Origin of the sequence: Pseudomonas capsici (assembly GCF_017165765.1) — a bacterium.
Classification (GTDB): domain Bacteria; phylum Pseudomonadota; class Gammaproteobacteria; order Pseudomonadales; family Pseudomonadaceae; genus Aquipseudomonas; species Aquipseudomonas capsici.
This window is the reverse complement of record NZ_JAFGZD010000016.1, coordinates 81,232-95,692: the sequence shown is the minus strand read 5'-3', so window position 1 is coordinate 95,692 and position 14,461 is coordinate 81,232. Positions and strand designations below refer to the sequence as shown.

Below are 14,461 nucleotides of genomic sequence, written 5' to 3'. Positions count from 1 at the left end.
CAGCGTAGATAGCGTCGTGCAGGGTGGGTAAAGGTCGCTGGTGCGTGGCGGGTCAGCCGTGCATCAGCGGATAGAGTTCTTTCAACAACTTGCGTCGGCTGAAGACCAGTTGCCAGCGATGACCGCCAACTTGTCGCCACAGACGTGCCGAGCGAATCCCGGCCAGTAACAGGGCGCGGATCTTCGAGGCGTTGCTGGGTTGCTGCAGGTTGCGCATGTCGCCATGAACCTGGATGCGCTGGCGCAGGGTGCTCAGGGTGTCCTGATACAGCGCACCGGTGGCGGCGATCACGTTTTCATGGGCGATGCCGAAATGCTCGGCCTGGGACTGGATCTGCGGAAGACGCTTGCCGATCACTTCCAGCATGTCGTCGCGCTTGGCCAGTTGTCGTTCAAGACCCAGCATCGACAGTGCATAGCGCAGAGGTTCGCGCTGCAGGGTCGCGGGGTCGCGTTCCAGGGCGCTGACCATGGCGCGATAGCCTTCGCGCAGATTCAGGTCGTCGCCGCCATACACCTCCAGCGTGTCCTTGGGGTCCAGCACCAGCAGGCTGCCGATCATGCAGCTCAGTCCGGCCTCGCTGACCTGTCCGGTCTTGGCGATCCGGTCGACCAGTATGGCGGACTGGAATACGCCGCCCAGAGCGATCAGTTGCTCCTGAATAGGGGTCATCAACGCTTGTCCTTGCTCTTCCAGGGTTCGGCTATTTCGATCACGCCGCCCCCCAGGCAGATTTCACCGTCATAGAACACCACGGACTGACCGGGTGTCACGGCGCGCTGCGGTTCATCGAAAAGGGCGCGGTAGCCATCGGCGGTCTGTTCCAGCGTGCAATGCTGGTCGCCCTGACGATAGCGTACCTTGGCGGTCAGTTTCTTCGGGCTGCTCAGGTCGATGGGGTTGACCCAGTAGATCTGCGAGGTGACCAGCGCCTGGGAAAACAGCCAGGGATGATCGTTGCCCTGACCGACGATCAGCTCGTTGTGTTCCAGATCCTTGACCAGTACATACCAGGGATCGTCGCTCGCATCCTTCAGCCCGCCGATCCCCAGGCCCTGACGTTGGCCGATAGTGTGATACATCAGGCCATTGTGGCGGCCGATGACTTCGCCTTCGGTGGTCTTGATCTCGCCGGGTTGGGCGGGGAGGTACTGGCGCAGGAAGTCCGTGAAGCGGCGCTCGCCGATAAAGCAGATGCCGGTGGAGTCCTTCTTCTTGGCCGTCGCCAGACCGTGTTTCTCGGCAATGGCGCGTACTTCCGGCTTTTCCAGTTCGCCGACCGGGAACAGGGTGCGGGCGATCTGTTCGCCGCCGACGGCATGCAGGAAATAGCTCTGGTCCTTGTTCGGGTCCAGGCCCTTGAGCAGTTCGGTGCGACCGTCGATATCGCGGCGGCGTACGTAATGGCCGGTGGCAATCAGGTCGGCACCCAGCATCAGGGCGTAGTCGAGGAAGGCCTTGAACTTGATTTCCCGGTTGCACAGGATGTCCGGGTTGGGGGTGCGACCGGCCTTGTATTCTTCCAGGAAGTGCTCGAACACGTTGTCCCAGTACTCGGCGGCGAAATTGGCGGTGTGCAGCTTGATACCAATCTTGTCACACACGGCCTGGGCGTCTGCCAGGTCTTCGCGGGCAGTGCAGTATTCCGTTCCGTCGTCTTCTTCCCAGTTCTTCATGAACAAGCCTTCCACCTGATAACCCTGCTCCATGAGCAGGACAGCGGAAACGGATGAGTCCACGCCGCCGGACATGCCGACTATGACGCGCTTGTTTTCTGGGTTGCAGTGGGCTGGATCACGCATGGGAATTCAATGGGTGGCCTTGAAAAGGACGCGATTCTATCAGGCTGAGGGCGTCGAGTCTCACGCCTTGTCGCGTAGCAGGGCAAGACCGAAGTGTTCGGCATTCAGATAATCGTCGACACAACGCATCACCAGCTCGCTGCGCCAGCGGTGCTGCTGGGTCAGGAGTTCATCGCGGGTCAACCAGACCGGGCCGACGATGCCCTCGTCCAGAGTGTATTCGGGGTGATGGCGCAAGGGCTTGGCTGCAAAGCAGATACGCTGGTAGGTCACGCCGTTGCTGGGGGCCGTGTACAGATAAATGCCGATGACGCTGGTCAGTTCGACATCCCAGCCGGTTTCTTCCAGGGTTTCGCGCACGGCAGCGTGTTGCAGGCTTTCGTTCGGGTCCAGATGTCCGGCGGGCTGGTTGAGTACCTTTTGTCCGCCCTTGATTTCTTCGACGAACAGGAACCGGCCCTGATCTTCGACGATCGTGGCGACGGTAACGTGGGCTTGCCATTGCATAATATTGCTACTCGTATGTAGGGGGAGGAGGTCAGGAGCAGGTGGGATTCATCCGCGAGACTTCATTGATGGCGATACATCGTCGTTCCTGCGAAAACTCATGATTCCCGGCCCTGAAATGCAAAAGCCCCGGTGCGTGGCCGGGGCTTTTGCAGGTCATGCATCTGACCGCTTTGCCACTTACAACGCGGCGATGGCTGCGTTCAAGGTTGCGCTAGGGCGCATGGCTTTGCTGGTCAGTTCAGGGTTGGTGAAGTAGTAACCACCGATTTCCACTGGTTTGCCCTGGACAGCGTTGAGCTCGGCAACGATTTTCTCTTCGTTGTCGGTCAGGGTCTTGGCCAGCGGGCTGAACTGCGCCTTGAGGGCCGCGTCGTCGTTTTGAGCGGCCAGAGCCTGTGCCCAGAACAGGGTCAGGTAGAAGTGGCTGCCGCGGTTGTCGATGCTGCCGACCTTGCGCGAAGGCGACTTGTTGCGATCCAGGAACTCACCGGTAGCCTGATCCAGGGTCTTGGACAGAACCAGGGCCTTGGAGTTGCTGTAGGCATTGCCCAGGTGCTCGAGGGACGCGGCCAGAGCCAGGAACTCGCCCAGGGAGTCCCAGCGCAGGAAGTTCTCTTCGACGAACTGCTGAACGTGCTTCGGAGCCGAACCGCCGGCGCCGGTTTCGAACAGGCCACCGCCATTCATCAGCGGCACGATCGACAGCATCTTGGCGCTTGTGCCCAGTTCCATGATCGGGAACAGGTCGGTCAGGTAGTCGCGCAGTACGTTACCGGTCACCGAAATGGTGTCCTTGCCGGCACGGGTGCGCTCCAGAGTCAGCTTCATGGCTTCTACCGGCGACAGGATCTGGATGTCCAGGCCCGAAGTGTCGTGGTCGCCCAGGTACTTGCGGACTTTCTCGATCATCACGCTGTCATGGGCGCGAGCCGGGTCGAGCCAGAAAATGGCCGGAGTGTTGCTGGCACGGGAACGGTTGACGGCCAGTTTGACCCAGTCCTGGATCGGCGCGTCCTTGGCCTGGCACATGCGCCAGATATCGCCGGTTTCGACGTTCTGTTCCATCAGCAGGTTGCCCTGGCTGTCGGTCACGCGGACCACGCCATCGGTCTTGATGTGGAAAGTCTTGTCGTGAGAACCGTATTCTTCGGCTTTCTGCGCCATCAGGCCGACGTTCGGCACGCTGCCCATGGTGGTTGGGTCGAAAGCGCCGTTCTTCTTGCAGTCTTCGATGACCGCCTGATAGATGGTCGCGTAGCAGCGATCCGGGATGACCGCCTTGGCATCGTGCAGTTGGCCGTCGGCGCCCCACATCTTGCCGGAGTCGCGGATCATGGCAGGCATCGAGGCGTCGACGATGACATCGCTCGGAACGTGCAGGTTGGTGATGCCTTTGTCGGAGTTGACCATCGCCAGTTGTGGGCGAGTGGCGTAGACCGCCTGGATGTCAGCCTTGATTTCGGCCTGTTTGTCAGCAGGCAGGCTGCCGATGCGATCGTACAGGTCGCCGATACCGTTGTTCAGGCTGAAGCCGATTTCCTTCAGGATGTCTGCGTGCTTGGTCAGCGCATCCTTGTAGTACTCGTCGACGATCTGACCGAACATGATCGGGTCGGAGATTTTCATCATGGTGGCTTTCAAGTGCACCGAGAACAGCACGCCTTGCTTCTTGGCGTCTTCGATTTCGGCTGCAATGAAGCTGCGCAGGGCTTTCTTGCTCATGACCGAGCAATCGATCACTTCGCCAGCCTTGACGCTGGTTTTCTCTTTCAGAACGGTGGTTGTACCGTCCTTGGCGACCAGTTCGATCTTGACGCTGTTGTCGGCTTCGACCAGAGCGGCCTTTTCGCTGCCGTAGAAGTCGCCGCTGCTCATGTGCGCAACGTGAGCCTTGGAGTCGGTAGCCCATGCGCCCATCTTGTGCGGGTGCTTGCGAGCGTAGTTCTTGACCGAGAGCGGAGCGCGGCGGTCGGAGTTGCCTTCACGCAGAACCGGGTTCACGGCGCTGCCCTTGACCTTGTCGTAGCGGGCGCGGGTTTCTTTTTCCGCGTCGGTGGACGGCGCTTCCGGGTAGTCCGGGATCTTGAAGCCTTTTTCCTGCAGCTCTTTGATGGTTGCCTTCAATTGAGGAACCGAGGCGCTGATGTTGGGCAGCTTGATGATGTTGGCTTCTGGTGTGGTGGCCAGTTTGCCCAACTCGGCGAGATGATCCGGCACCTGCTGATCGGCGCCAAGCGATTCGGGGAAGCTGGAAAGAACACGGCCCGCCAGAGAGATATCACGTGTTTCGACGTCGATATCGGAAGAGGCTGTAAATGCTTCGATGATTGGCAGAAGCGAGTAGGTGGCGAGGGCCGGAGCTTCGTCAGTGAAGGTGTAGATGATCTTCGAGCGGTTGGACATTGGTATTAACTCTCTGTTTTGCTGAGCATGCACAAAATCTCGATATGCGCAGGGTATGCACTCTTGCCCAAAGTTCGGTCATGGGCCCAAGTCGAGGTTTATTCGCGGTGATGTTGGGTGCATCAGTCGAGCGTCAAGCTGCCGGGCATGGCAATGGTCACTGCCCGACGCATATATAAGGCTGAAAGTCCGGTTTCAGACACTTCGGCCTTTATGACTCTGCGGTCACGTCGCGAGTATATCAAACCCTTGGCGCCAAGCATTAATGCTATGCGTGCTATCGAATGGCGACTATTCGCCGTTGGTCGAACGAAGGCGCTCAAGATCAAGGCTTTCGGGCGTTTTCGAGGGTTGCCGGACTGGCGGGCTTTGCCTGTGTATCGGGGGCTGGACTAGGCTCAATGGCTGTCAGGATGTCCACTCAGCCCACACCGGAGTCCAGCATGACATATCAAAAAACAAGAATTCCCGTCGTCGGTGAGAAGATCACTGTCAACGCAGACCACTCCCTCAACGTTCCCGATAACCCCGTCATTCCCTTTATAGAAGGGGATGGCATTGGTATCGATATCACGCCGGTCATGATCAAGGTGGTCGATGCGGCAGTCAGCAAGGCTTATGGCGAGAAACGCAGGATTTCCTGGATGGAGGTCTATGCCGGAGAGAAGGCAACCCGGGTTTACGACCCCGACACCTGGCTGCCTCAGGAGACGCTGGATGCGGTGAGAGAGTACGTGGTTTCCATCAAGGGGCCTCTGACCACGCCGGTCGGAGGCGGGATTCGCTCGCTGAACGTCGCCTTGCGCCAGCAACTGGATCTGTATGTCTGCCTGAGGCCGGTTCGCTGGTTCGAGGGGGTGCCCAGCCCGGTCAGGAAGCCCGGCGATGTGAATATGACGATCTTTCGCGAAAACTCCGAAGACATTTATGCCGGGATCGAGTGGAAGGCCGGATCTCCCGAAGCGACTAAGGTCATCCGTTTTCTCAAGGAAGAGATGGGGGTCACAAAGATCCGCTTTGACGAGGACTGCGGTATCGGGGTCAAGCCGGTTTCCAGGGAGGGAACAAGGCGTCTGGCGCGCAAGGCATTGCAGTATGTCGTCGACAATGACCGTGACTCGCTGACCATCGTGCACAAAGGCAACATCATGAAATTCACCGAAGGGGCCTTCAAGGAATGGGCCTATGAAGTGGCTGCCGAGGAGTTTGGCGCGACTCTGCTCGACGGCGGGCCATGGATGCAGTTCACCAACCCTCGGACCGGCAAGGAGGTGATCGTCAAGGACGCCATTGCCGATGCAATGCTTCAGCAGATCCTGCTACGTCCCGCCGAATATGATGTCATCGCAACATTGAATCTCAATGGCGATTATCTTTCCGACGCGCTGGCGGCGGAGGTGGGGGGGATCGGTATTGCGCCCGGTGCCAATCTTTCGGATACCGTGGCGATGTTCGAGGCGACACACGGGACAGCACCCAAATATGCAGGCAAGGATCAGGTCAATCCGGGGTCTCTGATTCTGTCGGCGGAAATGATGTTGCGGCATATGGGATGGGTTGAAGCGGCCGACCTGATCATCAAGGGCACCAATGGAGCCATTGCAGCGAAAACTGTTACTTATGATTTCGAGCGGCTGATGGAGGGGGCGAAGCTGTTGTCATCGTCCGAGTTCGGCGATGCCCTGATTGCGCACATGTAACTCATCGGGCTTTACCAGCAGCCAGTTCAGTCGTCCTGAACTGGCTGCTTGTTACTCATGGCTGGCGTTTGTGGTGGTCTGTATCAGGCCGACACATTAGCTGGCTTTTGTGCTGTGCTTGAAGCATCTGCGGCCGTTGTAACAGTAGCTGTGGACGCAGGTGAGATATTCACGGCATGCAATCCCTTGGGCCCTTGAATAATCTCGAACTGGACCGGTTGGCCTGCCTTGAGCGTTTTGTAGCCATCCATTTGTATGGCCGAATAATGAGCAAACAGATCTTCATCTCTGCCATCGGCAAGAATAAATCCATAGCCTTTTGCATTATTGAACCACTTGACTTTACCGCTGAGCATAGCCATATCCCTCTGCAAAGGACTCCGTCTGGAGTATCATCCACCTCAATCCGCCTGGCCTAAAAAAATTTTGGTTGACTGCGCGGACCCTTTTTACCCAATGTGGGCTCTATTGTTTGTAACACCGATTAGCTGATAGTCAAGGTCATGCGGCGGTCTATGTGAAAACCGGTCAGGCTGCGACTAAATTTATTCAATCCGCTCTTTACACGAACCTTTCTTTACCATGCATGCAATCAGCAAGATTCGACTAACATTCAATCAGGACGGTCCGCAGTCACACGAGGACGACTCAGCTGGCATTGCGTTGCAGGACGCCAAGCCCACCCTGCAGGCGCCACCGATGTACAAGGTGGTTTTGTTTAACGATGATTACACCCCTATGGATTTCGTCGTCGAGGTTCTTGAGGTGTTTTTCAACCTGAATCGTGAGCTGGCTACCAAGGTCATGCTGGCCGTCCATACAGAGGGGCGGGCAGTATGCGGATTGTTTACCCGCGACATAGCCGAAACCAAGGCAATGCAGGTCAATCAATACGCCCGGGAAAGTCAGCATCCACTACTCTGTGAGATCGAGAAGGACGGTTAAACGCCGGCCACTTGGGTATGAGGTGAAGCTATGTTAAACCGTGAGCTCGAAGTCACCCTCAATCTTGCCTTCAAGGAAGCTCGTTCAAAACGTCATGAGTTCATGACGGTCGAGCATCTCCTGCTGGCTCTATTGGATAATGAGGCTGCAGCCACTGTCTTGCGTGCCTGCGGCGCAAACCTCGATAAGCTCAAGCATGATCTGCAGGAGTTCATCGACTCCACAACCCCACTGATCCCTGTCCATGACGAGGATCGTGAAACCCAGCCGACGCTCGGGTTCCAGCGCGTGTTGCAACGTGCAGTCTTCCATGTGCAGAGTTCCGGCAAACGTGAAGTGACCGGCGCCAACGTACTGGTAGCAATTTTCAGTGAGCAGGAAAGTCAGGCCGTCTTCCTGCTCAAGCAGCAGAGCGTGGCCCGGATTGATGTCGTCAATTACATCGCCCATGGCATCTCCAAGGTTCCAGGGCATGGCGAACACTCTTCTGAAGGTGAGCAGGATATGCAGGACGACGAGGGTGGTGAGGCTTCTTCCTCAGGCAATCCTCTGGATGCCTATGCAAGCAATCTGAACGAACTGGCGCGCCAGGGGCGCATCGATCCATTGGTCGGTCGCGAGAACGAAGTCGAGCGCGTTGCTCAGATTCTCGCCCGTCGTCGCAAGAACAACCCTCTGCTGGTCGGTGAAGCGGGTGTCGGCAAGACTGCCATCGCCGAAGGCCTGGCCAAGCGTATTGTCGACAACCAGGTGCCGGATCTGCTGGCCAGCAGCGTTGTCTACTCCCTTGACCTTGGCGCCTTGCTGGCCGGCACCAAGTATCGCGGCGACTTCGAGAAGCGCTTCAAGGCGCTGCTCAATGAACTTCGCAAACGGCCGCATGCGATCCTGTTCATCGATGAAATTCATACCATCATCGGTGCGGGTGCCGCTTCCGGCGGGGTGATGGATGCTTCCAACCTGCTCAAGCCGCTGCTGTCTTCCGGTGATATCCGTTGCATCGGTTCCACGACCTTTCAGGAATTTCGCGGGATCTTCGAGAAGGATCGTGCCTTGGCGCGTCGCTTCCAGAAGGTTGATGTCTCCGAGCCATCGGTCGAGGACACCATCGGTATTCTCAAGGGGCTCAAAGGCCGCTTCGAGCAGCACCACAGCATCGAGTACAGCGATGAAGCGTTGCGTGCGGCTGCAGAGCTTGCGTCGCGCTACATCAATGACCGGCATATGCCTGACAAGGCGATTGACGTCATCGACGAAGCCGGTGCCTTCCAGCGTCTGCAGCCGGCCGAGCGTCGGGTCAAGTGCATCGATGTGCCACAGGTCGAAGATATCGTCGCGAAAATCGCGCGTATTCCTCCAAAGCACGTCAACAGTTCCGACAAGGAGCTGCTGCGTAACCTGGAGCGCGATCTCAAGCTCACGGTCTTCGGTCAGGATGCAGCCATCGACTCGTTGTCCACGGCCATCAAGCTGTCCCGTGCCGGTCTGAAGTCGCCTGACAAGCCTGTAGGTTCCTTCCTGTTCGCAGGGCCTACCGGTGTCGGCAAGACGGAAGCGGCTCGTCAGCTGGCCAAGGCGCTTGGTGTCGAGCTGATTCGCTTCGACATGTCCGAGTACATGGAGCGTCATACCGTATCGCGTCTGATCGGTGCGCCTCCGGGCTATGTCGGTTTCGATCAGGGCGGTCTGCTGACTGAAGCCATTACCCGTCAGCCGCATTGTGTCTTGCTGCTCGATGAAATCGAGAAGGCGCATCCGGAAGTCTTCAACCTGCTTCTGCAGGTCATGGACCACGGTACGCTGACTGACAACAACGGTCGCAAGGCGGACTTCCGCAATGTGATCGTCATCATGACCACCAACGCCGGTGCCGAGTCGGCAGCGCGGGCTTCGATCGGTTTCACTCATCAGGATCACTCGTCCGATGCAATGGAAGTGATCAAGAAGAGCTTTACGCCGGAGTTCCGCAACCGTCTGGACACCATCATCCAGTTTGGCCGCCTCAGCCACGAAGTCATCAAGAGCGTGGTCGACAAGTTCCTTACCGAACTTCAGGCACAGCTGGAAGACAAGCGTGTACTGCTCGAAGTATCTGACGCGGCCAGAAGCTGGCTGGCGCAGGGTGGCTATGATGCGGCAATGGGTGCTCGCCCGATGGCTCGCCTTATCCAGGACAAGATCAAGCGTCCCCTTGCTGAGGAGATCCTGTTCGGTGAGTTGTCCGAGCATGGTGGCGTTGTGCATATCGATATCAAGGATGGCGAGATCACCTTTGATTTCGAGACAACGGCAGAAATGGCTTGATGGCAGCCCTGCCTGGCACTCGGTAATGAGTGCCAGGCAAGCGAGCAAACAAAAACGCCCGGCATGTGCCGGGCGTTTTCGTCAGTACTAGCTTAACGGGCGCGGTAGGTGATACGCCCTTTGCTCAGGTCATAAGGCGTCAGTTCGACGCGGACCTTGTCACCGGTAAGAATACGGATGTAGTTCTTGCGCATCTTGCCGGAGATATGCGCGGTTACGACGTGCCCGTTTTCCAACTCCACACGAAACATGGTGTTGGGCAGGGTGTCGACGACAGTGCCTTCCATTTCGAAGCTGTCTTCTTTCGACATGCAGTAAAGCCCTCGGTATACAAATGAGTGGCCCGGTGCAAGTGGCGCCAGGCAAAAGCGGCGTGCATTGTGCCCGAAAAAACCTCTTTAAGCCAAGGGCTTCAATACAGAGTGACCCATCTTTGATTGGTCAACAGCTCGATGGGGCGATATTGGGTCTTGTAATTCATCTTTTTACAGTTCTTGATCCAGTATCCCAGGTACACGGCATGCAACTGAAGCCGGGCTGCTTCGGCGATCTGCCACAAGATGGCATAACGCCCAAGGCTGCGCCGTTCTTCATCGGGTTCATAAAAGGTATAGACCGCAGAAAGGCCGTTGGGCAACAGATCGGTCACCGCGACTGCCAGCAGGCGCTGGTCCAGCCGGAACTCGTAAAAGCGCGAGAAGGGCAGGTCACGCACCAGAAAAGTGGAGAACTGGTCGCGACTGGGTGGAAACATGTCGCCATCGGCGTGTCGTTGCTCGATATAGCGCTGATAGAGATCGAAGTGCTCTTCGGTGAAGACTGGCTTGGTGCTGCGTACCTGAAGATCGGTGTTGCGCTTGAGGATGCGTTTTTGCTGCCGGTCGGGTACGAACAGGTTTACCGGGATGCGGGCCGGTACGCAGGCACTGCAATTCTGGCAGTGGGGGCGATAAAGATGGTCGCCACTGCGGCGAAAGCCCATGTCCGACAGGTCGGCATAGACTTGCACGTCCATTGGCTGACTGGGGTCCAGAAACAGCGTGGTCGCCTGCTCTTCGGGCAGGTAACTGCAGGTGTGGGGTTGAGTGGCATAAAACTTAAGCCGCGCCAGCTCTGTCATGATCGCCCCCGTTATCAGAATCCATGGGTAAGAGTGTATGCCAGCCTTTCAAACTCGCCTAGGCAACCAGTCGGCGTTATTCGGCTGATCCAGATGCCGGTGCAGGTAGTCGGCGAATGTCTGGCGCGGGATCGAGCGGGCACCGAAGCTGTGCAGGTGCTGGGTGGGCATCTGGCAATCGATCAATACGAAGCCCCAGGCATCCAGGCGTTCCACCAGTGTGGCGAAGCCGACTTTCGAAGCGTTGTCGGCGCGGCTGAACATGGATTCACCGAAAAACAGCTGCCCCATGGCCAATCCGTACAGGCCGCCCACCAGTCTGTCCTGCTCCCAGACCTCGACGCTGTGTGCATGTCCGCGCCGATGCAGTTCCATATAGGCCTCCTGCATCGAGCGGGTGATCCAGGTTTCGTTGGCGTAGCTGCGAGGTTCGGCGCAGGCCTGTATGACCGCGGCGAAATCCTGATCGAAGGTTACCCGATAACGCTCCTGGCGCATGAGCTTGCCCAGGCTGCGTGACACATGTATCTCGGCGGGCGGCAGAACGGTGCGTGGGTCGGGTGACCACCAGAGAATGGGCTGCCCGTCCTGAAACCATGGAAAGCAGCCATGCCGGTAAGCCTGTACGAGCCGATCGGCGGAGAGGTCGCCGCCCGCGGCCAGCAGGCCGTTGGGTTCGCGCAGGGCTTTTTCCAGTGGAGGGAAAACAAGGCTGTTGCGTTGCAACCAGGTCAGCATGGCATCGGAACTTCGCGGTAGGGGAGGGCGCACCAGTGGTGATTTGCAACTCTGTACGATAAACGCGGTCACAACCGGTCGCCATTATGGTGTGTGTCGCAAGGTTTCGGTAGTACAGGCAAGGATGATAGCCCGATAGTCTGCGTTCTTGTGTCTCGCTGATAGAATCATGTCATAAGCCTTTGTCACAAAAGAGAATGCATGCTCAAATTGAATGTCATGAGAAAGGCTATGGCACGTTGCGGTCAGTCTCTGTATGAAAACGGTGAACATTGGGCGTTAAAAGCCGTTGTGAAGAGCTTTCCTACAGACCTTGGGCCCTACAAAGCCGTACAATGCCGACTTTGCGCGTTATCATTCAGGTCATCTGTTCTGCGGGTGTTTCAGAGGTTCGCGATCCCGTTTTCGGCTGGAAGCGGTCGATACCGTTCAGCAGCCGTTCATAGTCAATCAACGAGATGTTCGCGCTTGAGCGCAGGAAATAAAGCGTTTTGAAAAAATCCACCACAGCACCCAGCTCTGTTCCGCTCTGGCGGCAGCAACTGCATTATCGGCTCAAGGAAGGTGCACTGATTGCCTTCGGTGCCTTGTGCCTGTACCTGATGATGGCCCTGTTGACCTACGATCAGAGCGATCCGGGCTGGAGCCATACCAGCAGCTCCGCGCAAGTCCAGAACGCCGCGGGCCGTGCGGGTGCCTTCTGTGCCGACATCCTGTTCATGGTCGTGGGCTATTTCGCCTACATTTTCCCGTTATTGCTGGCCATCAAGGCCTGGCAGGTCTTCAGTCAGCGTCACGAGCCGTGGCAGTGGAGCGGCTGGCTGTTCTCCTGGCGCCTGATCGGCCTGGTATTCCTGATTCTGGCGGGTGCCGCGCTGGCGCACATCCACTTCCATTTCGCGGCGGGCTTTCCGGGCTCGGCGGGCGGTGTGCTGGGTGAAGTGCTTGGCGATCTGGCCAAGAAAGCCCTCAACATCCAGGGCAGCACATTGCTGTTCATTGCCTTGTTCCTGTTCGGCCTGACGGTATTCACCGATCTGTCCTGGTTCAAGGTCATGGATGTGACCGGCAAGATCACCCTCGACCTGTTCGAGCTCATCCAGGGTGCCGCCAACCGCTGGTGGGTCGCTCGTACCGAGCGTAAGCAGATGGTCGCGCAGTTGCGCGAGGTCGACATGCGTGTCGACGAAGTGGTGGCCCCGGTCGTTCCCGATCGCCGTGAGCAGGTCAAGGCCCGTGAGCGTCTGATCGAGCGCGAGGAGTCCCTGAGCAAGCACATGACCGAGCGCGAGAAACACGTGCCGGCGGTCATCGCTCCGGCACCTGCCAAGGCGCCCGAGCCGAGCAAGCGTGTCCAGAAAGAGAAGCAGGTGCCGTTGTTCGTCGACAGCGCCATCGAAGGCACCTTGCCGCCTATCTCGATTCTCGACCCTGCCGAAAAGAAAAAGCTCAACTATTCGCCCGAGTCACTGGCGGCCGTGGGGCATCTGCTGGAAATCAAGCTCAAGGAGTTCGGCGTCGAGGTATCGGTGGACTCCATCCATCCGGGGCCGGTGATTACCCGCTACGAAATCCAGCCTGCCGCAGGGGTCAAGGTCAGCCGTATTGCCAACCTTGCCAAGGACCTTGCCCGCTCCCTGGCCGTGACCAGCGTCCGGGTGGTCGAGGTGATCCCCGGCAAGACCACCGTCGGTATCGAGATCCCCAACGAAGACCGGCAGATCGTGCGGTTTTCCGAGGTCCTGTCCTCGCCCGAATACGACAATGCCAAGTCGCCGGTCACCCTGGCGCTGGGGCATGACATCGGTGGCCGTCCGGTCATTACCGATCTGGCCAAGATGCCTCACCTGCTGGTGGCCGGTACGACCGGTTCCGGTAAGTCCGTGGGCGTCAACGCCATGATCCTGTCGATCCTGTTCAAGTCTGGCCCGGAAGACGCCAAGCTGATCATGATCGACCCTAAAATGCTTGAATTGTCGATCTACGAAGGCATTCCGCACCTGCTGTGTCCGGTGGTGACCGACATGAAGGACGCCGCCAACGCCCTGCGCTGGAGCGTTGCCGAAATGGAGCGCCGCTACAAGCTGATGGCGGCCATGGGCGTGCGTAACCTTGCCGGTTTCAACCGCAAGATCAAGGACGCCGAGGAGGAGGGCAACCCGATCTCCGACCCGATGTATCGTCGTGAAAGCATCCATGACGAAGCACCGTTGCTCACGACCTTGCCGACCATCGTGGTGGTGGTCGACGAGTTCGCCGACATGATGATGATTGTCGGCAAGAAGGTTGAAGAACTCATCGCCCGTATCGCACAAAAAGCCCGGGCAGCCGGTATTCACCTGATCCTGGCAACCCAGCGTCCGTCGGTGGACGTCATCACCGGTCTGATCAAGGCCAACATCCCGACGCGCATGGCATTCCAGGTATCGAGCAAGATCGACTCGCGGACCATCATCGACCAGGGTGGTGCCGAGCAACTGCTGGGCCATGGTGACATGCTGTACATGCCGCCGGGTACCAGCCTGCCGATTCGTGTGCATGGCGCATTCGTATCCGACGATGAAGTCCACCGCGTGGTGGAAGCCTGGAAAATGCGTGGTACGCCAAACTACAACGACGATATTCTTGCAGGCGTCGAAGAGGCTGGCAGCGGTTTCGATGGTGGCAGTGGCGAAGGCGGTGAAGACAGCGAGAGCGATGCCTTGTATGACGAGGCGGTGAAGTTCGTTCTTGAAAGCCGTCGTGCATCGATTTCAGCTGTGCAGCGCAAACTCAAGATCGGCTACAACCGTGCTGCGCGTATGATCGAGGCGATGGAAATGGCAGGTGTCGTGACGGCCATGAATACCAATGGCTCGCGTGAAGTCATTGCCCCCGGCCCGATGCGCGACTGATTTAATCCCATAGCGCAGATAGCGTGCCAGACACGCTGTCTGCG

Annotated in this window: 12 protein-coding genes; 4 read left to right on the top strand and 8 right to left on the bottom strand. The window is 57.9% G+C overall.

Translation table 11 applies throughout. The features are described 5' to 3' along the window. Positions 1 to 52: 52 nt before the first annotated feature. From hflD to JSY17_RS19250, 4 genes are all read right to left on the bottom strand, one after another. Positions 53 to 673 (bottom strand): high frequency lysogenization protein HflD, encoded by a 621-nt coding sequence (gene hflD, locus JSY17_RS19265; protein WP_117167062.1) that lies wholly within the window; start codon positions 671 to 673, stop codon positions 53 to 55. After that, positions 673 to 1,803: a tRNA 2-thiouridine(34) synthase MnmA gene (gene mnmA, locus JSY17_RS19260; RefSeq protein WP_117182850.1), complete on the bottom strand. Its 1,131-nt coding sequence runs from the start codon at positions 1,801 to 1,803 to the stop codon at positions 673 to 675. Before mnmA ends, hflD begins: the two co-directional genes overlap by 1 nt. A 60-nt stretch (positions 1,804 to 1,863) precedes the next feature. After that, positions 1,864 to 2,310: an NUDIX hydrolase gene (locus JSY17_RS19255; RefSeq protein ID WP_206402739.1), complete on the bottom strand. Its 447-nt coding sequence runs from the start codon at positions 2,308 to 2,310 to the stop codon at positions 1,864 to 1,866. 180 nt (positions 2,311 to 2,490) lie between these two features. Further along, positions 2,491 to 4,716, bottom strand: a complete 2,226-nt coding sequence (locus JSY17_RS19250; RefSeq protein WP_206402740.1) for an NADP-dependent isocitrate dehydrogenase — start codon at positions 4,714 to 4,716, stop codon at positions 2,491 to 2,493. 443 nt (positions 4,717 to 5,159) lie between these two features. On the opposite strand from JSY17_RS19250, the gene icd reads away from it, so the two are divergent. Then, on the top strand, positions 5,160 to 6,416 hold the full coding sequence (gene icd, locus JSY17_RS19245) for an NADP-dependent isocitrate dehydrogenase (protein ID WP_206402741.1): 1,257 nt from the start codon (positions 5,160 to 5,162) through the stop codon (positions 6,414 to 6,416). 83 nt (positions 6,417 to 6,499) lie between these two features. Here the strand turns inward: icd and cspD are convergent, their stop codons facing one another. Continuing rightward, positions 6,500 to 6,772 carry a cold shock domain-containing protein CspD gene (gene cspD, locus JSY17_RS19240; RefSeq protein WP_117167101.1) on the bottom strand — a complete coding sequence of 91 codons (273 nt, stop codon included), beginning with the start codon at positions 6,770 to 6,772 and terminating at the stop codon, positions 6,500 to 6,502. Positions 6,773 to 6,998: 226 nt separating this feature from the next. Between cspD and clpS the strand changes: the two genes are divergently transcribed. After that, positions 6,999 to 7,361 carry an ATP-dependent Clp protease adapter ClpS gene (gene clpS / locus JSY17_RS19235; protein ID WP_025259492.1) on the top strand — a complete coding sequence of 121 codons (363 nt, stop codon included), beginning with the start codon at positions 6,999 to 7,001 and terminating at the stop codon, positions 7,359 to 7,361. Positions 7,362 to 7,391: 30 nt separating this feature from the next. After that, positions 7,392 to 9,665, top strand: coding sequence for an ATP-dependent Clp protease ATP-binding subunit ClpA (gene clpA / locus JSY17_RS19230; RefSeq protein WP_117167067.1), 2,274 nt, complete (start codon positions 7,392 to 7,394; stop codon positions 9,663 to 9,665). 92 nt (positions 9,666 to 9,757) lie between these two features. On the opposite strand, the gene infA is transcribed toward clpA, so the two are convergent. From infA to aat, 3 genes are all read right to left on the bottom strand, one after another. Beyond that, positions 9,758 to 9,976, bottom strand: coding sequence for a translation initiation factor IF-1 (gene infA / locus JSY17_RS19225; RefSeq protein WP_002553999.1), 219 nt, complete (start codon positions 9,974 to 9,976; stop codon positions 9,758 to 9,760). 101 nt (positions 9,977 to 10,077) lie between these two features. Continuing rightward, positions 10,078 to 10,785, bottom strand: coding sequence for an arginyltransferase (locus JSY17_RS19220; protein WP_206402742.1), 708 nt, complete (start codon positions 10,783 to 10,785; stop codon positions 10,078 to 10,080). 48 nt (positions 10,786 to 10,833) lie between these two features. Then, positions 10,834 to 11,523: a leucyl/phenylalanyl-tRNA--protein transferase gene (gene aat, locus JSY17_RS19215; protein WP_117167069.1), complete on the bottom strand. Its 690-nt coding sequence runs from the start codon at positions 11,521 to 11,523 to the stop codon at positions 10,834 to 10,836. Positions 11,524 to 12,014: 491 nt separating this feature from the next. Here aat and ftsK point away from each other — a divergent pair, with 491 nt between their 5' ends. Further along, positions 12,015 to 14,417 (top strand): DNA translocase FtsK, encoded by a 2,403-nt coding sequence (gene ftsK, locus JSY17_RS19210; protein ID WP_117182844.1) that lies wholly within the window; start codon positions 12,015 to 12,017, stop codon positions 14,415 to 14,417. Positions 14,418 to 14,461 lie beyond the last annotated feature (44 nt).

Bases quoted from the DNA above. Each gene is read 5' to 3' on its own strand.
- hflD (WP_117167062.1), bottom strand. From the start codon at position 673: ATGACCCCTATTCAGGAGCAACTGATCGCTCTGGGCGGCGTATTCCAG.
- mnmA (WP_117182850.1), bottom strand. From the start codon at position 1,803: ATGCGTGATCCAGCCCACTGCAACCCAGAAAACAAGCGCGTCATAGTC.
- JSY17_RS19255 (WP_206402739.1), bottom strand. From the start codon at position 2,310: ATGCAATGGCAAGCCCACGTTACCGTCGCCACGATCGTCGAAGATCAG.
- JSY17_RS19250 (WP_206402740.1), bottom strand. From the start codon at position 4,716: ATGTCCAACCGCTCGAAGATCATCTACACCTTCACTGACGAAGCTCCG.
- icd (WP_206402741.1), top strand. From the start codon at position 5,160: ATGACATATCAAAAAACAAGAATTCCCGTCGTCGGTGAGAAGATCACT.
- cspD (WP_117167101.1), bottom strand. From the start codon at position 6,772: ATGCTCAGCGGTAAAGTCAAGTGGTTCAATAATGCAAAAGGCTATGGA.
- clpS (WP_025259492.1), top strand. From the start codon at position 6,999: ATGCATGCAATCAGCAAGATTCGACTAACATTCAATCAGGACGGTCCG.
- clpA (WP_117167067.1), top strand. From the start codon at position 7,392: ATGTTAAACCGTGAGCTCGAAGTCACCCTCAATCTTGCCTTCAAGGAA.
- infA (WP_002553999.1), bottom strand. From the start codon at position 9,976: ATGTCGAAAGAAGACAGCTTCGAAATGGAAGGCACTGTCGTCGACACC.
- JSY17_RS19220 (WP_206402742.1), bottom strand. From the start codon at position 10,785: ATGACAGAGCTGGCGCGGCTTAAGTTTTATGCCACTCAACCCCACACC.
- aat (WP_117167069.1), bottom strand. From the start codon at position 11,523: ATGCTGACCTGGTTGCAACGCAACAGCCTTGTTTTCCCTCCACTGGAA.